This is a genomic window from Streptomyces sp. 351MFTsu5.1 (assembly GCF_000383655.1).
Lineage (GTDB): Bacteria > Actinomycetota > Actinomycetes > Streptomycetales > Streptomycetaceae > Streptomyces > Streptomyces griseorubiginosus.
In genome coordinates this window covers 25990-46957 of sequence record NZ_KB911781.1, presented here as the reverse complement: position 1 = coordinate 46957, position 20968 = coordinate 25990, and the positions used below count along the sequence as shown (strand labels likewise).

Here is a 20968-nt window from a genome sequence, read left to right as displayed (position 1 = left end):
GCGCGGTCCCATCCGTCCCCTGGTCGCAAGTCTTTCCGAACGAGCCCTGTCCATCCGCCGAACGGGGCCCCCGGGGAATGGTGTCAGATCAACGGCGGAGCATGGGCTGCCGCCCGCTGCTCGTCCCCCGAAACCCGGACCCCGGAGGTCCCGGCGTCAGAGGTGGCGTCGTCCGCCCGAAGGGCGGGCCGTGCGAGGTCCGGTGCCTGCGATCACAGGGCGCCGGAAGGTCCTCGTGGCGGAACCACCAGGGCCTTTCGGCAACGCGGTGAGCGTGTGTGCCGGGCCTTGCACGGCAGGCGCCACCTCTGACGCCGAGACCGGGCCACCCCCTTCCGGGAGTGACCGCCCCCAACCCTACCGGCCCATATGTACGAGGGTCAGTGCTCAGGTGACTCAACAGGCGCCGAAGTGACCAGTTCTGTCAGTACGCCATGGCAATCCTTGGGGTGCAGGAAGGTGATCCGTGACCCCATGGAGCCGCGTCGCGGCTCCTCGTACAGAACGCGTACGCCCTTGTCCTTGATGTCGGCGGCCTCGGCGTCGACGTCCGCCGTACCGAAAGCGATGTGGTGGACACCCTCGCCGTTCTTGTCCAGCCACTTGGCGACGGTGGAGTCGGGGCGGGTCGGTTCCAGAAGCTGCAGGTAGGAGGCTCCGCCGTCCGAGGTCTCGTTGATCTTGAGCATGGCCTCGCGCACGCCCTGCTCCTCGTTGACCTCGGAGTGGAACACCTCGAAGCCGTACGTGGCCCGGTAGAACTCGACGGTCTTGTCGAGGTCGAAGCAGGCGATCCCGATGTGGTCGATTCGCGTCAGCATGTAGTCAGTGCAGCGCTCGTGAAACGGTTACGCAACGTGCGCGCGATCACACCGACGGGGCGATGACGGCACGGAGTGCCACTCAGTACATTCGAAGTAAACCCTCGTTCACTCCTCGGCAGTGCAGCCGGTAAGGGGATCGCAGCTCATGTCTGGATCGAACAGCACGACCTCGGTGATCGTCGCGGGCGCCCGTACGCCCATGGGACGGCTGCTGGGCTCGCTGAAGTCCTTCTCCGGAGCCGACCTCGGCGGCTTCGCGATCAAGGCCGCCCTCGACCGTGCGGGGATCGGCGGCGACCAGGTGCAGTACGTCATCATGGGCCAGGTCCTCCAGGCCGGCGCGGGCCAGATCCCGGCCCGCCAGGCCGCCGTCAAGGCCGGCATTCCGATGAACGTCCCGGCGCTCACCATCAACAAGGTGTGTCTCTCCGGCCTCGACGCCATCGCCCTGGCCGACCAGCTGATCCGCGCCGGCGAGTTCGACGTGATCGTCGCCGGCGGCCAGGAGTCCATGACCAACGCCCCCCACCTGCTGCCCAAGTCCCGCGAGGGCTTCAAGTACGGCGCGATCGAGATGCTCGACGCCATGGCGTACGACGGCCTCACCGACGCCTTCGAGAACATCGCCATGGGCGAGTCCACCGAGAAGCACAACACCCGCCTCGGCATCCTGCGTCCCGAGCAGGACGAGTTCTCCGCCCTGTCCCACCAGCGGGCCGCCGCCGCCCAGAAGAACGGCGTCTTCGAGGCCGAGATCACCCCGGTCGAGATCCCGCAGCGCAAGGGCGAGCCGGTCGTCTTCAGCAAGGACGAGGGCATCCGCGGCGACACCACCGCCGAGTCCCTGGGCAAGCTGCGCCCCGCCTTCACCAGGGACGGCACCATCACCGCCGGCTCCGCCTCGCAGATCTCCGACGGCGCCGCGGCCGTCGTCGTGATGAGCAAGGCCAAGGCCCAGGAGCTGGGCCTCGAGTGGATCGCCGAGATCGGCGCCCACGGCAATGTGGCGGGCCCGGACAACTCCCTCCAGTCCCAGCCGTCCAACGCGATCCTGCACGCCCTCAAGAAGGAGGGCCTGGAGGTCTCCGACCTCGACCTCATCGAGATCAACGAGGCGTTCGCCGCCGTCGCCGTCCAGTCGATGAAGGACCTCGGCGTGTCCACCGAAAAGGTGAACGTGAACGGTGGCGCGATCGCCCTGGGCCACCCCATCGGCATGTCCGGCGCCCGTCTCGTGCTGCACCTGGCCCTGGAGCTCAAGCGGCGCGGCGGCGGGGTCGGCGCGGCCGCCCTGTGCGGCGGCGGCGGTCAGGGTGACGCGCTGGTCGTGCGGGTACCCAAGGCCTGAGTTCTCGTACGCCTGAGTTCTCGTACGTCGTCGCCGTGAACGGAGCTGTGATGCAGGACGTCTCCTCGCTGGTCGCCCTGGCCAGGGAAGGCAGGCCACGGGCGGTGGCCCGGCTGATCTCCCTCGTGGAGGGGGCGTCCCCGCAGCTCAGGGAGGTCATGCAGAACCTTGCTCCGCTCACCGGCAACGCGTACGTGGTCGGCCTCACCGGCTCGCCCGGCGTCGGCAAGTCGACGTCCACCTCGGCACTGGTGAGCGCGTACCGCAAGCAGGACAGGCGGGTCGGCGTCCTGGCCGTCGACCCGTCGTCCCCCTTCTCCGGCGGGGCCCTGCTCGGCGACCGGGTCCGCATGTCGGAGCACGCCTCCGACCCCGGCGTCTACATCCGCTCCATGGCCACCCGCGGCCACCTCGGAGGCCTCGCCTGGTCCGCCCCGCAGGCCATCCGGGTCCTGGACGCGGCCGGCTGCGACGTGATCCTGGTCGAGACGGTCGGCGTGGGCCAGTCGGAGGTCGAGATCGCCTCGCAGGCCGACACCTCCGTGGTGCTGCTCGCGCCCGGCATGGGCGACGGCATCCAGGCCGCCAAGGCCGGAATCCTGGAGATCGGCGACGTCTACGTCGTCAACAAGGCCGACCGTGACGGCGCCGACGCCACCGCCCGCGAGCTCAACCACATGCTGGGCCTCGGCGAGTCCCGCGCCCCCGGCGACTGGCGCCCGCCGATCGTCAAGACCGTCGCCTCCCGCGCGGAGGGCGTCGACGAGGTCGTGGAGGCCCTGGAGAAGCACCGCGCGTGGATGGAGGAGCACGGCGTCCTCGCCGAGCGCCGCCGCGCCCGCGCCGCCCACGAGGTCGAGGCGATCGCCCTCACCGCCCTGCGCGAACGCATCGGCGACCTGCGCGGCGACCGGCGCCTGGACGCCCTCGCGGAACGGATCGTGTCCGGCGAACTCGACCCCTACCGGGCAGCCGACGAACTGGTGCACGGCCTGACCCAGGGCTGACCCACCGATACGTCGACCGGCATGTTCTGTGGCCGTGTGCTTCGCGGTGACGGGCGGGGTGGTCGCCGTGGCGGCGGTCCTGGTCATGGGGCAGGGCGCCCGGGGGAGGGGCGCCCTGTGCGAGGAGGTGGCTGTGCGGTGACAGCGGGTCAGTCCTCGTCGGGGTCCTGGGTGACCCGGCCCGAGTCGAGGGCGACCTTCCACTCGCCGTGCCTGCCGTCCTTGACGGTCTCCGCGGACCAGGCGACGGCGCCGTTGTCGTCGTCGAGGCCGACCTCGGTGACCGTGCCCTTCGCGGCGGCGGCCAGCGCGGCCTCCCGGGCGTCGGTCGACGCGCCCTTCACGGCGGCGAGTTCGGCGCGGTCGTCGCTGTCGTTGTCGTCGTCGCTGTCGCGCTGGGCGCCGAGCACCTTGCCGGAGTCGGGCGCGATCCGCACGTCATACTCGGAGCCGTCGCCCTTGACGACGGTCACCTCCCAGGTGCCGGCGCCGTCGTCCTCGAAATCGGCGGCCAGGGCGGTGCCCGGGGTGTGCTTCAGGGCGGCGGCGATCGCGTCGGCCGCGGTGACGCTCCCGCGGGGGGCCGCCGTACGGTCGTCGTCCGCGGAGTCGTCGTCCGCCGATTCGTCGTCACGGTCCGCTGCCGCCTGGGCGTTCGTGCCCGCCTGGCGCTGCGTCGCCGTCGCCTCGTCGTCCCCCGCCGCGAAGGCCGCGACGGTGCCGCCCGCGGCGAGCGCTGCGGCGGTGAGGGTGGCGATGACGATGTTGCGCTTCATGAGGATTCCTCCCGAGCGGTGGTGCTTCCTTCGCTTTTCGACGACAACCACGCTGCCGGAGAGGAGCTGAAGCAGACCTGAAGCCTCCTGAAGGCGCCTTCAGGTTCGCTTTGCGAGGCTGTACGCATGCGCCTTCTGATCGTCGAGGACGAGAAACGACTCGCCGTGTCCCTCGCCAAGGGCCTCACCGCCGAGGGCTACGCCGTCGACGTCGTCCACGACGGCCGGGAGGGACTGCACCGGGCGAGCGAGGGGTCGTACGACCTGGTGATCCTCGACATCATGCTGCCCGGCCTCAACGGCTACCGGGTCTGTGCCGCCCTGCGCGCGGCCGGGCACGAGGTGCCGATCCTGATGCTCACCGCCAAGGACGGCGAGTACGACGAGGCCGAGGGCCTGGACACCGGCGCCGACGACTACCTCACCAAGCCCTTCTCCTACGTCGTCCTCGTGGCCCGCATCAAGGCCCTGCTGCGGCGGCGCGGAAACGGGTCCGGGGCGTCCCCGGTGCTCGAACTCGGCGGGCTGCGCATCGACACCGCCGCCCGCCGGATCTTCCTCGACGGCACCGAAGTCACCCTCACCGCCAAGGAGTTCTCCGTCCTCGAACAGCTCGCGGTGCGGGCCGGCGAGGTGGTCTCCAAGGCGCAGATCCTGGAGCACGTCTGGGACTTCGCGTACGACGGCGACCCCAACATCGTCGAGGTGTACGTCAGCACCCTGCGCCGGAAGCTGGACGCGGGGCTCATCCGCACGGTCCGGGGCGCCGGGTACCGGCTGGAGGCCGGCCGGTGAGGCGGCTGTTCGGGTCGGTCCGGGCGCGCGCGACCCTCGGGGCGACCCTGGTGGTGGCCGTGGCCCTGGTCGCGGCCGGGGCGTCGGTGCTGCTGTCGCTGCGGTCCGACCTGATCGACCGGGCGGGCACCCAGGCCGAGCGGACCGCCCGGAACGTGGCCGCCCACCTCGCCGCCGGGACGGCCTACGACGATCTGAAGCTGGACGACGAAGAAGAGCCCGTGCAGGTGGTCGACGCCCGCGGCACACTGGTCGCGGCGAGCGAGAACCTGGAGCGCATCAGCGGTACCGGCACCGGCGAGGTGATGCCCGCACCGCAGCGGGGCACCGGTTCCGGCGACGAGGACGACGACTCCGCCCTCGAACCCGGTGAGATCGCCGACGAGGTCGCCTTCACCGACGGCTCGGCCACCATCGACGGCGAGTCCGCCGACTACCGCTTCGCCGCCCTGGAGGTCGACGTCCAGGACAAGGGCCGGCTCACCGTGTACGCGGGCGCCTCCCTGGACGCCGAGCAGGGCGCCGTCGGCACCGCGCAGACCGTGATGCTGATCGGCTTCCCGCTGCTGCTCGGGGTCGTCGCCGCCGTGACCTGGCTGGTCACCCGGCGGGCGCTGCGACCGGTCGAGGGCATCCGTGCCGAGATGGCCGCGATCACCGCCTCGGAGGACCTCGCCCGCCGGGTGCCGGTGCCGGACACCCACGACGAGGTGGCCCGGCTCGCCCGCACCACCAACGAGACACTGGCCGCGCTGGAGACCTCCGTGGAGCGTCAGCGCCGGTTCGTCGCCGACGCCTCGCACGAACTGCGCAGCCCCATCGCCTCGCTGCGGACCCAGCTGGAGGTCGCCGCCGCCCACCCCGAGCTGCTGGACGTGGACGGGGCGGTCGAGGACACGGTGCGCCTGCAGCGGCTGGCCGCGGATCTCCTGCTGCTGGCCAGGCTGGACGCGGGGGAGCGGCGCGGTGACGTCCGGGTCGACCTCGGCGAGCTGGCCGTCCGGTGCGCGCGGGGGCGGGACGGCGTCACGGTCGAGGCTCCGGCCCCGGCCGTGGAAGTGACCGGTTCCCGGGGGCAGTTGGAGCGGCTCCTCGGGAACCTGCTCGACAACGCGCAGCGGCATGCGCGGGCCGCTGTCGCGGTGACCGTGCGGCGGGACGGGGAGTGGGCGGTCGTATCGGTCGCCGATGACGGGAGCGGGGTGCCGGCGGCGGATCGGGAGCGGGTGTTCGAGCGGTTCGTGCGGCTTGACGAGGCCCGGGCCCGGGACGACGGGGGCGCGGGGCTGGGGCTCGCCATCGCGCGGGATGTGGCGGTGCGCCACGGGGGCACGCTGACCGTGCGCGATGCGCCGGCAGGCGGGGCTCTGTTCGAGCTCCGCCTGCCGGTTGGGTGACCTCTGCCGCCGTGTCGTGGGGGCTGGTCGCTGCCCTGCGGGACGCTGCTACGGGCGGCCCTGGTGAACCCTCAGGTGCTCCGCCACCGGCTTCAGGGCCTTGCTCAGCTCCGCCAGCGACTCATCGGTCTGAAGATCGATGAAGTGCCGCCGCACGGACGCCACATGGTGGGGCGCGACCTTCTTCATCGTCTCCATGCCGTGCTCGGTCAGGACCGCGTACAGACCCCGGCGGTCGGACTCGCAGTTCTCGCGCCGGACCAGGTCCGCGTTCTCCATGCGGGTGATCTGGTGCGAGAGCCGGCTCTTGGACTGGAGGGTGGCGGAGGCGAGGTCGCTCATCCGCATCCGTACGCCCTCCGACTCGGAGAGATTGACCAGGATCTCGTAGTCGTTCATCGTCAGGCCGAACGGCTGGAGGTCCCTTTCGAGCTGATACGTCAACAGCCTGTTGACCTCCAGGTGGGTGCGCCAGGCGCACTGCTCCGCATCGGTCAGCCAGCGGGTGGCCGTCTCGGTCTCCATGAATGAAGTCTACCTAAAAGGTTGAAAGGCGAACTAATGAGGGTGATGTGACGGTGCGCACACGTTCGATGTCACACTCCGCAGACTACCGCTCACAGCCCGAAGCGACGCTGGAGGTCACCCAGCTGTCCGGGAAGGCGCGGTGCCCCCGGCTGCTGAGGATGCCCCGCGGGCGCGCCGTAGCCGCCGGGTACCCCGGGCTCGTTCGGCACCACCCCGGTGGCCTGCTCGGCCATCAGGACCTCCGTCGACTGGAGCAGCACGGTGCCGGCCCCCACGAACTCGAACTGGTGCTCCTCCCCGGAGGCCCCGCCGAGGCCCGTCATCGCACGTAGACCGCCCATCAAGCCGGTCATGTACCCGTGGTCGTAGTGGTGGCACGGGGAGGGGCAGTCGGCCCAGCCCACAAGCGCTTGCGGGTCCACCCGGATCGGGGGCTCCATGAACACCACCGGACCGTTGGACGCGGCCACGAACTTTCCGGTTCCGATGAGTGTCAGGAAGCCCGGCACGATCGACTGCTTCAGCGCGAGACTTGGCTGAAAAGCGAGCAGATTGCCAGAGCGAATGGTCAGGTTGCCGTCTTCGAGGTCGTACGAATTGACGTCGAAGGCCCGGTCGGCGAGGAGCATCTTGCCCGAGCCCTGGGCCACGACCCAGTCGCTCGCGTGCAGAGGCGAATGGAACGACGTACGGACCAGACCGTCGAGCCGACCGTGTCCGATGCCGTTGAAGTCCATCTGCCCGTAGTAGGCGATCATCTTCCCCTTCTGCAGGAACCACTGGCTCCCCTTGAGCTCCACGCAGAAGGTGTAGTTGTTGACGTTGTCGTCCGACGGCAGCGTCATCGGGTCGTACACGGTGGGTCCCGTGCCCGGGTAGTGACTCACAGCTTCTCCTCCGAGGCCTGGACGTACACCGCGCCGTGTCCGCTGAGCTCCAGCTGGAAGGCCTCGCCGGAACCGCGGCCCACCATGTCGCGCCAGCCGAGCGCCGTCGACAGCTTGTTGCGCACGTCGCCGTGGTGGGCGACGTACGCCTGCGGGTCGACGTGGACGGGGCGCTGCGGGGTGATCGGCACCTCGAAGACACCGCCGTGGGCCATGACCGCCACCGAGCCGTGGCCCTTGAGCGTGGTCGTGAAGAGGCCCTGGCCGCTGATCTGGCCGCGCACCATGCCCATCACCCCGCCCTGCGAGCCCATGAACATCGTGCCCTGCTGGAGGGTGCCCTCGAAGGCGAGCAGCCGGTCCGCCTCGACGTACAGGGTGTCGCCGGTGAGGTTGATGACCGTGACGTGGTGGCCGCCGTGCCCGAAGAGCACGGTGCCGCTGCCCTCCACGGTCATCAGGGGCGTGTCCTCGTTGGCCACCCGGCGGCCGATCATCGACATGATGCCGCCCTGGCCGCCCTGGATGTTGGGCGTGAAGGACACCTCGCCCTTGTACGCCAGCATCGCGCCGCGCTGGCTGAACAGGCGCTGGCCCGGCATGACGGTCGCCTCGACCATCTTGGAGTTGATCTCACGGAAGGGCATGTCACACGTCCCCGGCGATCGTGTTGCGCTCGCTGGGCTGGACGTACACCAGGCCGTCGCCCTCGAAGCGGATCTGGAAGGCCTCGCCGCCGCCCTCGCCCATGAACGTCCTGAACGTCACGCCGGACTGGAAGGACTGGTTGAGGTTGCCCTGGTGGGCGATGTAGGCGCCGGGGTCGACGGTCAGCGGGTACTGGTGGCTGACGCGCAGCACGACGGCCGGGCCGTCGGACATGATCGCGGCCTGGCCGTGGCCCTCCACGGTCGTGGTGAACAGACCGTTGCCCTGGCTCGCGCCGCGCAGGCCGGTGAAGCTGGTGCCGGTCCTGAGGCCGGCGTCGGTCGCGAGCAGGTTGCTCGACTCCACGAACAGTTTGTCCCCCTGGAGACTCACTAGGTTGATCTCCGAGGCACGGTCCGCGAACCAGCAGGTTCCGTGCCCCGACACCTCCATCACGGTCATCTGCTCGCCGGTGATGCGCCGGGTGACCATGCCCCGGAGTCCTTCGCCACCGCCGCTCAGTTTCTTGAACGCCATCTGGCCGTCGTACGCGACCATCGAGCCGTTCTTCGCCTTCACGGCGTCGCCGGTCATGTCTACGGCCAGCACTTTGCTGCCTTGGAGTCGAAACATCGCCACGGGGTGAAGGTAGCTGGAGGAAAGGCCTTGCCGACAGGTCCTGTTTGTCTGCGGGTTCGGTGGGGGCGGGCGTTTTGCGCAGTTCCCCGCGCCCCTGGGGGCCTGCGGCGGCCCGCGCGGCTTCGGTGGGGGCTTGTGTAGCGCGTTGCGTCCGGTGGGTGGGTCGGTGCCGGGGTGGGGGGTATCCGTCCTCGGTCCGGCGCCTGGGTCTCTCGATCAGGGGCCCGGTTCCGGACGCCGGCCGCTGCGGGCGGACACCCCCCACCCCGTCCCCTTCACGCCGTACGCGGCCAACCGTCCGGTGGGGGCGGACGCACGCGGCGGAACGGTTCGGTGGGGGCGGGCGCGCGGCGGAAGGGTTTAGTGGTGACGGGCGCGCGTGGCGGAATGGCCCGGTGGGGGGCAGGCGCGCGCGGCGAACGGTCTGGTGGGGGCGGGCGGGGACGGCTGACGGTCTCGTCGTGGCGCAGGCCGACTGCAACTCCCCAGGGGCGCGGGGAACTGCGCGACCAGCCCCCACTCACCCGTACCCGCCACACAACCGAACCCGGCACTCTCCTAGGCGCCCGGCCCCAGCCCAGCGCAGCGGGGGCGCGGGGAACTGCGCGACCAGCCACGACGGACCTCAAGCCGCCCGACAACCGAACCCGGCAGACCCCCCCACCGAGGCCGCACAGAACCGTTTGTCACAATGGGCGAACGCTTGTGCGTTCGTTCACAAACGGCAGACCGCCGACGTACTCCCACCGAAGGTGACCCGTGGACCTCAAGACAGCTTCCGCCATCCGACGCCTCCGCCTGGTCTCCGCTCCCGAGGCGGTCTCCTTCCTGCTCCTGCTCGTCTGCTCGGTGCTGAAGCGGACCACGGACTTCAACGCCGTGCCGGTGATGGGCATGGTCCACGGCGTCCTGTTCATCATCTATCTGATCTTCTGGCTCGACGCCTGGTTCCGCGCCAAGTGGTCCGCGAAGACCGGTATCTGGTACTTCGTCCTCTCCGTGCTGCCCACAGGCGGCTTCTTCGCCGAGCGCAAGCTCAAGCGCGAGTCCGAGGACGCCGTCATCGCCTCCCGCGCCCGCAAGGAAGGAATCGTGAACGCATGATCGTCGCCTTTTCCGTGACCCCCCTCGGGGTCGGCGAGGACGTGGGGGAGTACGTCGCCGACGCGGTGCGGGTCGTCCGTGAGTCGGGGCTGCCGAACCGTACCGACGCCATGTTCACCTCGATCGAAGGGGACTGGGACGAGGTGATGGACGTCGTCAAGCGTGCCGTCGCCGCCGTGGAGGCGCGGGCGCCGCGGGTGTCCCTGGTCCTCAAGGCGGACATCCGTCCCGGCGTGACGGACGGCCTGACCTCCAAGGTGGAGACCGTCGAGCGGCATCTCGCCGACTGACGTCCCGCACTCGCGAACCTCGGCCCGCGCGGGCCGGGGTTTTCTTGTGGCGCGCGATTGAGCGATCGCTCAAAAAGGTGTACCTTCCCGTTCTGAGTGTTTGAGCGATCGCTTAAATAACGAGCTCACCTGGGGGAATCAATGGGGCTCTACATCGAGGCCCGCATCCGCGCCGATCTCGACGACCTCTGGACCCGTACGCAGGACCCGTCCCAGCACCAGCGCTGGGACCTCCGCTTCACCCGGATCCACTACCTCCCGCGCGCCGAGGGCGAGCCGCAGCGCTTCCGGTACGCCACGCGCGTGCTGCCCGGTCTCACCGTCGCCGGCACCGGCGTCTCCGCGGGTGAGCGCGAACGCCCCGACGGCACCCGCACCTCCGCCCTGCGCTTCTCCTCCCCGCACCCGCTCTCGCTGCTCGCGGAGGGCAGCGGCTACTGGCGCTACATACCGGACTCCGACGGCGTCACCTTCCTCACCGGCTACGACTACCGCCCGCGCTGGGGCCGCCTGGGCAAGGTCGCCGACCGGGTGCTCTTCCGCCCCCTGATCGGCTGGGCGACGGCCTGGTCCTTCGACCGGTTGCGCCTGTGGCTGGAGCGCGGGATCACCCCCGAGCGGGCGCTCCGCACCTGGCTGGCCGAACTCCTCGTCCGCGCCCTCGTCGTCACCGTCGGCTGCGCGGGCCTCGGCCAGGAGGGGTTCCTGCGGCTGTTCGGCCCCCTGGCCGCGTCCATGGCGTACGTATGGCCGTTGCTGCTCGCCGTCGTGATCTCGCTGGCCCTGTTCATGTCGCCGCTGCCCGGGACCCCCGCGGCCCGCCGCTGTCTGCGTCAACCGCCCGCACGCGTGCGTGCCCCGCGTGTCCTGCGCACCCTGGAGACCCCGCGATGACCTCGATGTTCCGCACGGTGCTGGGACCCGACTTCGCCCGCCTCCACCCGCAGCTCCAGCGGCGCTTCTCGGTCGGCCTGGCGAGTGGCGAGGCCTGCACCGGCCGGGGCGTGATGGACCGCGTCTGGCACGGCGGGGCCTTCGTGAAGCCCTTCCTCGCGCTCGGTGCGACCCGCAACATCCTGGTGCCGCGCCCCGGCCGGCACGTTCCCTTCGTCATCGAGAACGTCCCCTACGTGGACACCTACGGCCGTGAGACGGTGAGCTTCGTGCGCACCTTCCACCTGCCGGGACGCCCCCGCCGCTTCGACGCCCAGATGGTGCTGAGCCCCAAGGGCGACCGCATCCTCGACTACCTCGGCACCCACCAGCACCTCGCCAGCGAGCTCCACCTCCACGCCGAGCCCGACGGCTCGCTGCTGATCCGCTCCGGGGAACACCGGTTCCGGGAGGGCGTGGTGGACGTGCGGGTGCCCGAGCTGATCGGCGCGACGGCGGAGGTGCGGGAGTCGTACGACGACGAGGCGGGCCGTTTCCGCATCCGCGTCCAGGTCGTCAACCGCCGCTTCGGCCCGCTCTTCGGCTACGAGGGCTCCTTCGAGGCGACCTACACCGACGTCGCGTCCCACGGGGTCCGCCCCGGTCTGCGTCCCGTGCGTGAGGAGGCGCGCGCGTGAGCCCGGAGAGCGCGAAGGCCCTGGAGACGAAGACCAAGCTCCTCGAAGGCGCCCTGCGGACCCTCACCGAGCAGGGCATCGCCAAGACGTCCGCCCGTACGGTCGCCGCGGCAGCGGGGGTCAACCAGGCCCTGGTCTTCTACCACTTCGGCTCGGTCGACGAACTCCTCGCGGCCGCCTGCCACTACGGCGCGGAGCGCACCGTGGCCCGCTACCGCGACCGTCTCGCCGCGGTGACCTCGCTGTCGGAACTCCTGGTGGTGGGACGGCAGGTCCACGAGGAGGAGCGCGCCGGGGGGCACGTCGCCCTCCTGGGCCAACTCCTGGCCGGCGCCCAGACCCACGCCACGCTCGGCCCGGCCACGGCGGCCGGCCTGCGGCTGTGGATCACCGAGATCGAGCACGTCCTCACCCGCCTCCTCGCGGCCACGCCCTTCGGCGAGTTCGCCGACCCCGCGGGGCTGGCCCGGGCGGTGGCCGCGTCCTTCGTGGGCATCGAGCTGTACGAAGGGGTCGACGCCCCCGGCGCGACGGCTGCGCTGGACGCCCTGGAGCAACTCGGTGCGCTGGTCGCTGCGCTGGAGGACCTGGGCCCGGTCGCCCAGCGAGCGGTCCGCCACCACCTGCGCAGGACGAGCCAACGGTGACGGGGCCCTGCGGGGCTGTGGGCCGGGCGCCTAGGAGAGTGCCGGGTTCGGTTGTTCGGCGGGTGCGGGTCCGTCGTGGCTGGTCGCGCAGTTCCCCGCGCCCCTGGGGGGTTGCAGTTCGCCTGCGCCACGACGGGACCGTCCGCACCCACCGAACCGTTCCGCCGCGCGCGTTCGCCCTCACCGGAGGGTTGGCCGCGTACGGCGTGAAGGGGACGGGGTGGGGGGTGTCCGCCCGCAGCGGCCGGCGTCCGGAACCGAGAACTGACCAAGAGACCGAGGCGCCGGACCGAGGACGGACACCCCCCACCCCGGCACCGACCCACCCACCACACCGCACGCGCTACACACGCCCCCACCGGACCGCAACGGGCCGCCGCAGGCCCCAGGGGCGCGGGGAACTGCGCAAAACGCCCGCCCCCACTCACCCCCCGCCCGAAAGGCGAGACGGTGCTGACCACGATGTGACCGGCCGGTAAGGTCGATGCCGTGCCGAAGCCGCTCAGTCTTCCCTTCGACCCCATCGCCCGCGCCGACGAACTCTGGAAGCAGCGCTGGGGAAACGTGCCGTCCATGGCCGCGATCACCTCGATCATGCGCGCGCAGCAGATCCTGCTCGGCGAGGTCGACGCGGCGGTCAAGCCGTACGGGCTGACGTTCGCGCGGTACGAGGCGCTGGTGCTGCTCAACTTCGCGAAGGCGGGCGAACTGCCGATGTCGAAGATCGGTGAGCGCCTCATGGTCCACCCCACGTCGGTCACCAACACCGTGGACCGCCTGGTCAGGTCCGGCCTGGTCGACAAGCGGCCCAACCCCAACGACGGCCGCGGCACCCTCGCCTCCATCACGGACAAGGGTCGCGAGGTCGTCGAGGCCGCCACCCGCGACCTCATGGCGATGGACTTCGGCCTCGGCGTCTACGACGCGGAGGAATGCGCGGAGATCTTCGCGATGCTGCGCCCGCTGAGGGTGTCGGCGGGGGACTTCGACGAGGAGTGAAGCTGTCTCTCGACCTGCGGAACGAGTCACACGTGAAGGTGACATCTTCTGTGCATGATCGATCCAGCAGCTACGAGGTGCTGTTTCCCCTGCGAGGTTGTTCCGGACCGTCATCCGGATGATCGCCATCCGGGTATGTCCGGGTAAGGGAACTCGCCTTGTCGAAGCTTTGGAATGCAACTCGTCGTGTGATCACCGCCGGAGGTACGGCTCTGGTCGTCGGCCTCGCGGCTCTGGGAGCCGGAGGAGCGGCCTATGCCAGCGCCACCGGAACCACCGCGGTCGGGACCTTTGACTACGACCTGCGCGGAGCCGCAGTGAAGGTGCCGGTGGGGTGTTTCCTGACCCATTCGATCGACGGCTCGGGCAAACACATCAGCCGCCAGTTGGCCGGGGTGGACTGCGCGGGCCTGGCGGCGACCTTCACCAACTTCTGCAACTGGAGGATCGACTTCAGCTACGCCGACACCGACAACAGGACGTACAAGGTCTCGCGCGGCAAGACGCACGCGGAGTGCAAGGCCAACCCGCTACGGCACAACACGGCACAGACGCTTCCGAAGTACGGGAAGGCATGCGCGCGGTTCTATGTGAACGGGAAGCTACGGGCTGTGCAGTGTCACTTCATCACGAAGTGAGTTCAGACCGCGGCGGCCTTCGGGGTGGCGTCCTCCACGATGAGCGGGGTCACCTCACGGGTCACCTTGCGCTCGACGAAGAACGCAGCGGTCGGGACGGTGCCCGCGAGCAGAACCCATGCGAGACGGCCCAGCGGCATCTTCGCCTTGGTCCCCAGGTCGAACGCGAAGACCAGATACACGATGTACAGCCAGCCGTGGGCGATGCCGACCGCCGTGACGAAGCCGTCGAACCCGTCCAGGTCCAGCACGCGCTTGCCGATCACGCCGATCGTCAGCAGGACGAGCAGGACAGCGGTGACGTAGGCCATCACCCGGTAACGGGTCAAGACGCTCTTTTTCATGCCGTCGAGCGTAGCGGGTCGCCTTCTCGCGCAGTTTACTAGGACGTCCTAGTAAACTGCGCGAGCATGGACGCTGACGCCATCGAAGCGGGCCGACGACGCTGGCAGGCTCGGTACGACTCCTCGCGGAAGCGGGAGGGGGAGTTCGGCACGCTGTCCGGGGAGCCCTCGGAGGCCGTGTACGGGCCGCGGCCGGGCGACGTGTACGAGGGGTTCGAGCGGATCGGGTGGCCGGGGGAGTGCCCGTACACGCGCGGGCTGTATGCGACCGGTTACCGGGGGCGGGCGTGGACGGTCCGGCAGTTCGCCGGGTTCGGGAACGCCGAGCAGGCCAACGAGCGGTACCGGAAGATCCTGGCCGCGAGAGGCGGCGCGGGGCGGAGGGCCCGGCGGGACGAGAGCGCCGTCCGAACTGCCCTGGACGGCATGCTCGTTGCCGCCCGTGACGGGTCCAGCGTGATTGAGCCCATGCTGGACGCCGTACGCGCGGAGGCAAGCCACCCCGCCGTCGCGACCTACCCCGGCGACGTCCCCGCCAGGCCCGTCAGCAGGACCCGTGTGAAGCCGTGCACCCAGGCCTCGTCCGCCGGTTCCGCGCTGACCAGGGTGCGGTGGACCACCGCACCCGCGACCATGTCGAAGATCAGGTCGACCGTGCGGGCCGCCTCCCCGGGGTCGGTCTCCGGCGGCAGCTCACCGCGGGCCTGGGCGCGTTCGCGGCCCTCCAGGACCAGCCGTTTCTGGCGGTCGACGATCGACGAGCGGATGCGTTCGCGCAGCGCGTCGTCGCGGCAGGACTCCGCCACCACCGCCATCAGCCCGTTCCTGGCCTCCGGTCGTGCCAGGATCGCCGCGAACTGGAGGACGACGCCCTCGATGTCCTCGGCCAGGGTGCCGCGGTCGGGGAGCTGGAGTTCGTCGAAGAGTTCGGCCACCGCGTCGACGACGAGTTCGTTCTTGCCGGCCCAGCGGCGGTAGAGGGTGGTTTTCGCGACCCCCGCACGGGTAGCCACGTCTCCCAGCGTCAGCTTCGACCAGCCCAGCTCGACCAGCGCGTCTCGCGTCGCCGCCAGGATCGCGGTGTCCGCGGCGGCGCTGCGCGGGCGTCCGGCGGTGCGCGGGGAGGGGGTGCGGCTCTGCATCCCACGACCATAACGGGGGTTTCCCGTGTCGCAGTGAGGGAGATCACCGGGGTGGGGTACCGGGCGGGCACTCAGTGCCATTACGCTACGACTCGTAGCGAAAGCTGGCGACGGACGTGCGCGAGCGGACGCGAACGCGTGGACGGCACGCGTGGCGTGGGGTGGGGACCCGGCGCCGGGGGCCGCCCCGCACGACCGGCTTTCACCATGCTTTTCACACACGCGCGTGGACGGGGGAGGATAGGCGCATGCAGCCACGGAACATGTCCATGAGCGGAGTCGTCGACCTCGCCGCGGTGAAGGCGGCCCAGGAGGCCAAGGCGAAAGCGGAGCAGGCGCGCGCCGAGGCCGCCCGGCAGGGCGGCGGCACGGGTGCCGTCTCCCCGGCCGATCTCGTCATCGACGTCGACGAGGCGGGGTTCGAGCGCGATGTCCTCCAGCGGTCCACCGAGGTCCCGGTCGTCATCGACTTCTGGGCCGAGTGGTGCGAGCCCTGCAAGCAGCTGAGCCCGGTCCTCGAGCAGCTCGTCGTGGAGTACGGCGGACGCCTGCTCCTCGCCAAGATCGACGTCGACGCCAACCAGATGCTGATGCAGCAGTTCGGGGTGCAGGGCATCCCGGCGGTCTTCGCCGTCGTCGCCGGCCAGGCCCTGCCGCTCTTCCAGGGCGCGGCCGGCAAGGAGCAGATCCAGCAGACCCTGGACCAGCTGGTGCAGGTCGCCGAGCAGCGCTTCGGGCTCACCGGGCTCACCGTCGACCCGGACGCCGTGCCCGGGGGCGGTGCCGGGGCCCAGCAGGCGCCCGCGGTGCCGGCGGGGCCGTACGACGCGCTCCTCGAGGCCGCCGTACAGGCCCTGGACGCAGGGGACTTCGGCGGTGCCGTCCAGGCCTACAAGAACGTGCTGAGCGACGACCCGGGCAACTCGGAGGCCAAACTCGGTCTCGCCCAGGCGGAGTTGCTCCAGCGGGTGCAGTCCCTGGATCCGCAGCGGACCCGTCAGGACGCGGCCGAGAAGCCGGGTGACGCGCAGGCGCAGATCGCCGCCGCCGACCTGGATCTGGTGGGCGGTCATGTGGAGGACGCGTTCGGACGGCTCATCGACACCGTGCGGCGCACGGCGGGCGACGAGCGGGACACCGTACGGATTCGGCTGCTTGAGCTCTTCGAGGTCGTCGGCGCCGACGACCCGCGGGTCTCGGCCGCGCGCAGGGCGCTGTCCCGCGCCCTGTTCTGATGGCGCGTCCGGACGGGGCGCGAGCCCGGTTCTGACCAGTCGCTAAACACGCCGGCATGTGATGCCGGAGTGAAAGATTTGCCGTCAGGGTGTCGATGCGGCCGCACTTTGCCAAAACTTGGTAAATGCGGCCGCTGTTACTTCCAGTAAGTCAGAGGCGTTGAACTGTCGGTTTCTGTCCACCGATCAACTGCTTTGTCCTCCCCCTCTCTGCCACCCAGCGTCGCCGACCGAGACCAGCGGGTCGTTGTTCGGTTATCCGGCCGTTACTACCGAGTAACGAAGCCCCTTGTGCGGGCGGCGAGAATGCACCACGATCGGCGACGCTCGGTCCTTTCCCGTACCCCGACAGCCGGTCGGGCCACGGGAGTCCCTGGGTCCCCACCGAGCAGAACCGGCGGCAGGTGCGCCGGTTCTTGGACAGGGGGGTCTTCGCCCAACCGGCGGAGCCTGTCCAGCAAGGTTGTGCGTGATGCGTGTCAGGCGCGACCAGTGGTTGTCGCTCGGGGGTGATCGCCGGTGATCGGTGCGCGGTTCGCGCCTCCGAAGGCAGGCGCTCTCCTTCCCGAGGACGTAGCACTTCTCCCATCCCTGCCCGGCTGAGCCGTCCTTTCGTGAGGGCAGTCAGGGTCAGGAGATGTACGTCCGAGAAGGAGGAAATATGGAGTCCCAGGTGCGTGGCGGGACCAGATGGAAGCGGTTCGCTGTGGTCATGGTGCCCAGCGTCGCCGCGGCCGCCGCGGTGGGCGTCGGGCTTGCGCAGGGTGCGCTCGCCGCGTCGTTCAGCGTGTCCGGCCAGCAGTTCAAGGTGTCGGCGGATGAGCTGCACGGTACCGGCTTCGCTCAGTACGGCGGTATAGACACCGTCTACAAGCAGGTCGACGGCAAGGAAAAGACCCAGGTGCCGGTGGCGATCTCGTCGTTCGACGACGCGACCATCACCAAGATGTGCCAGTCGGTCAAGACGACCATCCCCGTCATCAACAAGACGTTCTACCTGCGTCTTGACGCGGGTGGCGGCGACACGCCTGTCTCGGCCCACAACCTGTACATCGATGTCGCCGACCTCCAGGCCAACGCGGAGTTCCACAACATCGACATCGGTGTTGCGGTCAAGGACAAGACCCGCGGTCCGGCTGTCAAGGACGGCGAGAACGTGCTGCCGGGCGGCTTCGCCCAGCAGGCGGAGTCTGCCGACCTGTACAAGGTCCAGCAGACGGCCTGGGCGACCACGGCCGGCACGTTCAAGCTGAGTGGTCTGTCGATGAAGCTCGGCGCGGACCCCAAGATGGAGTGCTACTGACGGCTCCGGAGCCGGGATGACGTGAGGGCGGCTGAGCCGCCCTCAGGGGGCGGCGGAGCGTTCGCTTCTCCGCCCCACCCGGCCGACCGTGCCCAGGGCACCTCTCCACAGACTCAGACTTTCCGGCTTCTCCACGCCCACGGCCGAGCCGGTACGAACTTCCACCGGACCCAGGGAGCTTTTTCCATGAGTGCCGAGACTCCGGTCCAGACCGCCGGTACCTTTACCCGGCTGCGTCTGCGATTCCGTGCCTGGCGGGGCAACCGGCCGTTCTGGGCGGGCCTGTTCACCCTGCTCGGCGGGGTGCCGATCGCCTACTTCCCGTACGCCACGTTCAAGCTGGGCACCATGTCGATCGCCATGGCGACGACCGCGGGCGCCGGCTCCCTCATCATCGGCGTACTGCTGGTCACGCTGGGCCTGACGATGTGGTTCCAGCAGGCCACCCGCGTCTTCGCCGGTGTCGCCGCGATCGTCCTCGCCCTGGTGTCCCTGGTGGTCTCCAACATCGGCGGCTTCATCCTGGGCTTCCTGTTCGCCCTGCTCGGCGGTGCGCTCGCGGTCTCCTGGGCGCCCGGAGTGCCGCCCCGGCCCCAGCCGCTGGACGAGGGCGGCACGCAGGGCGGTGCGCCCCAGGCCGCCGACCCCGACACCGCGATCCTGCGTCCGGTGACCGAGGAGCCCACGCCGTACCAGCCGGAGACCGGCCACGAGGCGCCGTCGGACCGGACGCCCGAGAACGCGTGGGCCGGCGGCGAGGACGCGAACGGGGGGTCCCGTGTCGGCTGAGAACCTTCGGAGCGAGGGCTCCGCGGTCGCCGCGGAGGTCAGAACCGGGCCTCGGCACGCCGCTCCCAAGAAGCCGCTGTTCAACAGGTTCCACATGCCGGCCGGCAAGGCGATAGCCATGGCGGCCATGCCCACCGCCGTACTCATGGGCATCGGATTCACGCCGACGCTCGCCCTGGCCGACGACACACCGGCCGCGAAGAGCCTGACGGCGGACGAGTACAAGGACTGCATCGCGGCCCTGGACGGCAGCGCCTCCCCGTCCGCGTCGGCGAGCGCCTCCCCGTCCACCGACACCCCCACCGCGACGCCTTCCCCGTCGGCCTCCGCCAACGCGGGCTCCGGTTCCAGCGGTTCCTCCTCGTCGGGTTCGGGTTCGGGTTCCGGTGACAAGGCCACGTCGTCGCCGTCCGCCTCCGCGAGCAAGGAGACGAGCAAGGAGGAGAGCAGCACCTCCTCCAAGGACTCGGGCTCCGACGCCGCCACGCCGTCCCCCTCGCCCTCCGCGAGCGACGACGGCAACCTCCTGACGGACATCGGCGACGCGATCACCGGGATCTTCACCGGTGGCACGTCCTCGTCGGGTTCGTCGGCGAGCGAGCCGAGCGCCACCCCGACTCCGACGCCGACCCCGTCCGCCTCGCAGAGCGCCTCGGACCCGGTCAAGGAGACGACCGACAAGGTCACCGACACGGTCAAGGACACCGTGAAGGACGCGACCGGCACGGCGTCCAAGGCGGCGAAGGACACCACGAAGACCGTCGAGGACACCGCGAAGTCGGCGGCCGCCGCCACGGCCACCCCGAGCCCCTCGGCGAGCTCCTCCACGGACCCGCAGGACTGCCCGGTCGCCACGGACGACGTGGGTGACACCGAGCCCGGCGTGACCGTGGCCGACAACGCCTGGACCCTGAAGGCCAGTTCGCTGACCCTCACGGGCGCCGACTACCAGGGCATCGTCAAGGTCAAGACCGCGAGCGGCAAGACCAAGAAGGTCCTGAAGTACGTCATCTCCGGCGGCACCGACATCGGCGACCTCCACCAGATCGTCACCGAGCGCGGCAAGACGTACCACGTGCAGGCCGGCAAGGGCACGCATTCCAAGATCACCGGCGGCAAGACGACGATGTACACCGAGAGCATCTCCGGCAACCTGCTGGGGCTGATCCCGATCACGTTCAGCCCCGACAGCCCCCCGCCGCTGAACATCCCGCTGATCTACTTCACCAATGTGACGGTCCAGCAGGCCGGGCAGTACGGCGGCACGCTGACCATCCCCGGGATGCACCAGTACAGCGAGGGCTGAACCCCGACGACCCTTCCGGGAGCCGCACAGGCTGAGGGCGTCCGCTGACATCAGGGGGCGCCCTCAGTGCTGTGGAGGCGCAGAGGTGTCAGCGGATCGCCTCCGTCAAGCAGGGCGACCCGTTCGGCGCCCCGGCGGCGTGGCGGAGCAGCTCGGCAAGGAGATGTTCGAGGCGGCAGGGGTGATGTTCGGGTGACCGGGTGCTTCGACGGTCTCGACCGGCTCGACCTCGACGGGCATGTGCGCCGCTGGTCGGCGCCGGACGTCACCGGGACCGACGGGGCGGTCAGCCAGTGGATGGCGGCGGCCCAGCAGTTCGCCGCCCGTCTCCAGTCCGCCCCGCCCGGCCCGTCCGACGCGCGGTGGCCCGACGTCTGCCGGGCATGGTCGGCGCTGCTCGCCGGCGCCGAGCGGGCGACCGGGCCGCAGGGCAACGAGTGGCTGCTGCGGGACCTGTGGCTGCGGTCCTGGCTCCTGGAGCACGTGGGGCCGCGCGCGGGCGTGGCCCTGCTCGATCCCGCACCCGTGCTGGAACGCGCGCTGGAGGCGATGCCCATGCCGCCCCGAGAGGCGGCCGACGCGGCTCCGCGTCGGCGCGAGCCGGACCGTGAGCGGATCCTCGCTCTGCGGATGGTCCGGCGGCTGCTCGCCCCGGTGCGGTCCCTGGCGCCGCTCCTCGGGGACCATCCCCGCTGGGGCGAGTTCGAGGAGTGGGAGGGGCCGGCCGGCGACCTGCCGTGACCCTGCCCGA

At 70.4% G+C, this 20968-nt stretch carries 24 protein-coding genes and 1 pseudogene; 17 read left to right on the top strand and 8 right to left on the bottom strand.

What is annotated here, in order from left to right; translation table 11 throughout:
• Positions 1-380: 380 nt before the first annotated feature.
• Positions 381-821: a methylmalonyl-CoA epimerase gene (gene mce, locus H295_RS0117030; RefSeq protein WP_020136539.1), complete on the bottom strand. Its 441-nt coding sequence runs from the start codon at positions 819-821 to the stop codon at positions 381-383.
• Between the two features lie 148 nt (positions 822-969).
• Between mce and H295_RS0117020 the strand changes: the two genes are divergently transcribed.
• Positions 970-2172 carry an acetyl-CoA C-acetyltransferase gene (locus H295_RS0117020; protein ID WP_030320258.1) on the top strand — a complete coding sequence of 401 codons (1203 nt, stop codon included), beginning with the start codon at positions 970-972 and terminating at the stop codon, positions 2170-2172.
• 50 nt (positions 2173-2222) lie between these two features.
• The gene (meaB, locus tag H295_RS0117015; protein ID WP_020136537.1) at positions 2223-3179 is read left to right on the top strand and encodes a methylmalonyl Co-A mutase-associated GTPase MeaB; all 957 of its coding nucleotides are present in this window, start codon (positions 2223-2225) and stop codon (positions 3177-3179) included.
• 149 nt (positions 3180-3328) lie between these two features.
• Here meaB and H295_RS0117005 read toward each other — a convergent pair whose 3' ends face one another.
• Positions 3329-3955, bottom strand: coding sequence for a PepSY domain-containing protein (locus H295_RS0117005; RefSeq protein WP_020136535.1), 627 nt, complete (start codon positions 3953-3955; stop codon positions 3329-3331).
• A gap of 126 nt (positions 3956-4081) precedes the next feature.
• On the opposite strand from H295_RS0117005, the gene H295_RS0117000 reads away from it, so the two are divergent.
• Together H295_RS0117000 and H295_RS0116995 are read left to right on the top strand one after the other, a co-directional pair.
• Entirely contained in the window at positions 4082-4750 is a 669-nt protein-coding gene (locus H295_RS0117000) for a response regulator transcription factor (protein WP_020136534.1), read from the top strand.
• On the top strand, positions 4747-6147 hold the full coding sequence (locus tag H295_RS0116995; protein ID WP_020136533.1) for a sensor histidine kinase: 1401 nt from the start codon (positions 4747-4749) through the stop codon (positions 6145-6147). The genes H295_RS0117000 and H295_RS0116995 overlap by 4 nt, the downstream gene beginning before the upstream one ends.
• A gap of 48 nt (positions 6148-6195) precedes the next feature.
• Here the strand turns inward: H295_RS0116995 and H295_RS0116990 are convergent, their stop codons facing one another.
• From H295_RS0116990 to H295_RS0116975, 4 genes are all read right to left on the bottom strand, one after another.
• A complete protein-coding gene (locus tag H295_RS0116990) occupies positions 6196-6672 on the bottom strand; it encodes a MarR family winged helix-turn-helix transcriptional regulator (RefSeq protein ID WP_020136532.1) in 477 nt (158 codons plus the stop codon).
• 92 nt (positions 6673-6764) lie between these two features.
• Positions 6765-7562 (bottom strand): AIM24 family protein, encoded by a 798-nt coding sequence (locus H295_RS0116985; RefSeq protein ID WP_020136531.1) that lies wholly within the window; start codon positions 7560-7562, stop codon positions 6765-6767.
• Positions 7559-8209, bottom strand: a complete 651-nt coding sequence (locus H295_RS0116980; protein ID WP_020136530.1) for an AIM24 family protein — start codon at positions 8207-8209, stop codon at positions 7559-7561. The genes H295_RS0116985 and H295_RS0116980 overlap by 4 nt, the downstream gene beginning before the upstream one ends.
• Before the next feature lies 1 nt (position 8210).
• Positions 8211-8843, bottom strand: a complete 633-nt coding sequence (locus tag H295_RS0116975; RefSeq protein WP_043217583.1) for an AIM24 family protein — start codon at positions 8841-8843, stop codon at positions 8211-8213.
• A 765-nt stretch (positions 8844-9608) separates the two neighbouring features.
• On the opposite strand from H295_RS0116975, the gene H295_RS0116970 reads away from it, so the two are divergent.
• From H295_RS0116970 to H295_RS0116940, 7 genes are all read left to right on the top strand, one after another.
• Positions 9609-9953 (top strand): DUF3817 domain-containing protein, encoded by a 345-nt coding sequence (locus tag H295_RS0116970; RefSeq protein WP_020136528.1) that lies wholly within the window; start codon positions 9609-9611, stop codon positions 9951-9953.
• Positions 9950-10243: an MTH1187 family thiamine-binding protein gene (locus tag H295_RS0116965; RefSeq protein WP_020136527.1), complete on the top strand. Its 294-nt coding sequence runs from the start codon at positions 9950-9952 to the stop codon at positions 10241-10243. The genes H295_RS0116970 and H295_RS0116965 overlap by 4 nt, the downstream gene beginning before the upstream one ends.
• Before the next feature lie 141 nt (positions 10244-10384).
• Entirely contained in the window at positions 10385-11137 is a 753-nt protein-coding gene (locus tag H295_RS0116960) for a hypothetical protein (protein ID WP_020136526.1), read from the top strand.
• Positions 11134-11814 carry a DUF4166 domain-containing protein gene (locus H295_RS0116955; RefSeq protein ID WP_020136525.1) on the top strand — a complete coding sequence of 227 codons (681 nt, stop codon included), beginning with the start codon at positions 11134-11136 and terminating at the stop codon, positions 11812-11814. Before H295_RS0116960 ends, H295_RS0116955 begins: the two co-directional genes overlap by 4 nt.
• The gene (locus tag H295_RS0116950) at positions 11811-12461 is read left to right on the top strand and encodes a TetR/AcrR family transcriptional regulator (protein WP_020136524.1); all 651 of its coding nucleotides are present in this window, start codon (positions 11811-11813) and stop codon (positions 12459-12461) included. Before H295_RS0116955 ends, H295_RS0116950 begins: the two co-directional genes overlap by 4 nt.
• Positions 12462-12950: 489 nt before the next feature.
• The gene (locus tag H295_RS0116945) at positions 12951-13460 is read left to right on the top strand and encodes a MarR family winged helix-turn-helix transcriptional regulator (RefSeq protein WP_020136523.1); all 510 of its coding nucleotides are present in this window, start codon (positions 12951-12953) and stop codon (positions 13458-13460) included.
• Positions 13461-13648: 188 nt separating this feature from the next.
• On the top strand, positions 13649-14098 hold the full coding sequence (locus H295_RS0116940) for a hypothetical protein (RefSeq protein ID WP_020136522.1): 450 nt from the start codon (positions 13649-13651) through the stop codon (positions 14096-14098).
• 2 nt (positions 14099-14100) lie between these two features.
• On the opposite strand, the gene H295_RS0116935 is transcribed toward H295_RS0116940, so the two are convergent.
• Complete coding sequence (locus H295_RS0116935) at positions 14101-14442, bottom strand: DUF3817 domain-containing protein (protein ID WP_028809441.1); 342 nt, start codon at positions 14440-14442, stop codon at positions 14101-14103.
• Positions 14443-14508: 66 nt separating this feature from the next.
• Between H295_RS0116935 and H295_RS45505 the strand changes: the two are divergent.
• Positions 14509-14814 (top strand): annotated as a pseudogene (locus H295_RS45505) (methylmalonyl-CoA mutase family protein); the annotation flags it as partial.
• A gap of 143 nt (positions 14815-14957) precedes the next feature.
• Here H295_RS45505 and H295_RS0116930 read toward each other — a convergent pair.
• Positions 14958-15584, bottom strand: a complete 627-nt coding sequence (locus H295_RS0116930; protein ID WP_020136520.1) for a TetR/AcrR family transcriptional regulator — start codon at positions 15582-15584, stop codon at positions 14958-14960.
• 248 nt (positions 15585-15832) lie between these two features.
• Here H295_RS0116930 and H295_RS0116925 point away from each other — a divergent pair, with 248 nt between their 5' ends.
• The 5 genes from H295_RS0116925 (at position 15833) to H295_RS0116905 (ending at position 20958) form a co-directional block, all read left to right on the top strand.
• Positions 15833-16819, top strand: coding sequence for a tetratricopeptide repeat protein (locus H295_RS0116925; protein ID WP_078616672.1), 987 nt, complete (start codon positions 15833-15835; stop codon positions 16817-16819).
• A 661-nt stretch (positions 16820-17480) separates the two neighbouring features.
• Positions 17481-18122 carry a DUF6230 family protein gene (locus H295_RS0116920; RefSeq protein ID WP_020136518.1) on the top strand — a complete coding sequence of 214 codons (642 nt, stop codon included), beginning with the start codon at positions 17481-17483 and terminating at the stop codon, positions 18120-18122.
• Positions 18123-18308: 186 nt separating this feature from the next.
• The gene (locus H295_RS0116915) at positions 18309-18911 is read left to right on the top strand and encodes a DUF6114 domain-containing protein (RefSeq protein ID WP_020136517.1); all 603 of its coding nucleotides are present in this window, start codon (positions 18309-18311) and stop codon (positions 18909-18911) included.
• Positions 18901-20217: a hypothetical protein gene (locus H295_RS0116910; RefSeq protein ID WP_020136516.1), complete on the top strand. Its 1317-nt coding sequence runs from the start codon at positions 18901-18903 to the stop codon at positions 20215-20217. Before H295_RS0116915 ends, H295_RS0116910 begins: the two co-directional genes overlap by 11 nt.
• Positions 20218-20409: 192 nt before the next feature.
• Entirely contained in the window at positions 20410-20958 is a 549-nt protein-coding gene (locus tag H295_RS0116905; protein ID WP_020136515.1) for a hypothetical protein, read from the top strand.
• Positions 20959-20968: the final 10 nt, after the last annotated feature.

Coding starts and splice junctions, on each gene's coding strand:
- mce (WP_020136539.1), bottom strand. CDS start 821: ATGCTGACGCGAATCGACCACATCGGGATCGCCTGCTTCGACCTCGAC.
- H295_RS0117020 (WP_030320258.1), top strand. CDS start 970: ATGTCTGGATCGAACAGCACGACCTCGGTGATCGTCGCGGGCGCCCGT.
- meaB (WP_020136537.1), top strand. CDS start 2,223: ATGCAGGACGTCTCCTCGCTGGTCGCCCTGGCCAGGGAAGGCAGGCCA.
- H295_RS0117005 (WP_020136535.1), bottom strand. CDS start 3,955: ATGAAGCGCAACATCGTCATCGCCACCCTCACCGCCGCAGCGCTCGCC.
- H295_RS0117000 (WP_020136534.1), top strand. CDS start 4,082: ATGCGCCTTCTGATCGTCGAGGACGAGAAACGACTCGCCGTGTCCCTC.
- H295_RS0116990 (WP_020136532.1), bottom strand. CDS start 6,672: ATGGAGACCGAGACGGCCACCCGCTGGCTGACCGATGCGGAGCAGTGC.
- H295_RS0116980 (WP_020136530.1), bottom strand. CDS start 8,209: ATGCCCTTCCGTGAGATCAACTCCAAGATGGTCGAGGCGACCGTCATG.
- H295_RS0116975 (WP_043217583.1), bottom strand. CDS start 8,843: ATGTTTCGACTCCAAGGCAGCAAAGTGCTGGCCGTAGACATGACCGGC.
- H295_RS0116965 (WP_020136527.1), top strand. CDS start 9,950: ATGATCGTCGCCTTTTCCGTGACCCCCCTCGGGGTCGGCGAGGACGTG.
- H295_RS0116960 (WP_020136526.1), top strand. CDS start 10,385: ATGGGGCTCTACATCGAGGCCCGCATCCGCGCCGATCTCGACGACCTC.
- H295_RS0116955 (WP_020136525.1), top strand. CDS start 11,134: ATGACCTCGATGTTCCGCACGGTGCTGGGACCCGACTTCGCCCGCCTC.
- H295_RS0116935 (WP_028809441.1), bottom strand. CDS start 14,442: ATGAAAAAGAGCGTCTTGACCCGTTACCGGGTGATGGCCTACGTCACC.
- H295_RS0116930 (WP_020136520.1), bottom strand. CDS start 15,584: ATGCAGAGCCGCACCCCCTCCCCGCGCACCGCCGGACGCCCGCGCAGC.
- H295_RS0116925 (WP_078616672.1), top strand. CDS start 15,833: ATGCAGCCACGGAACATGTCCATGAGCGGAGTCGTCGACCTCGCCGCG.
- H295_RS0116920 (WP_020136518.1), top strand. CDS start 17,481: ATGGAGTCCCAGGTGCGTGGCGGGACCAGATGGAAGCGGTTCGCTGTG.
- H295_RS0116915 (WP_020136517.1), top strand. CDS start 18,309: ATGAGTGCCGAGACTCCGGTCCAGACCGCCGGTACCTTTACCCGGCTG.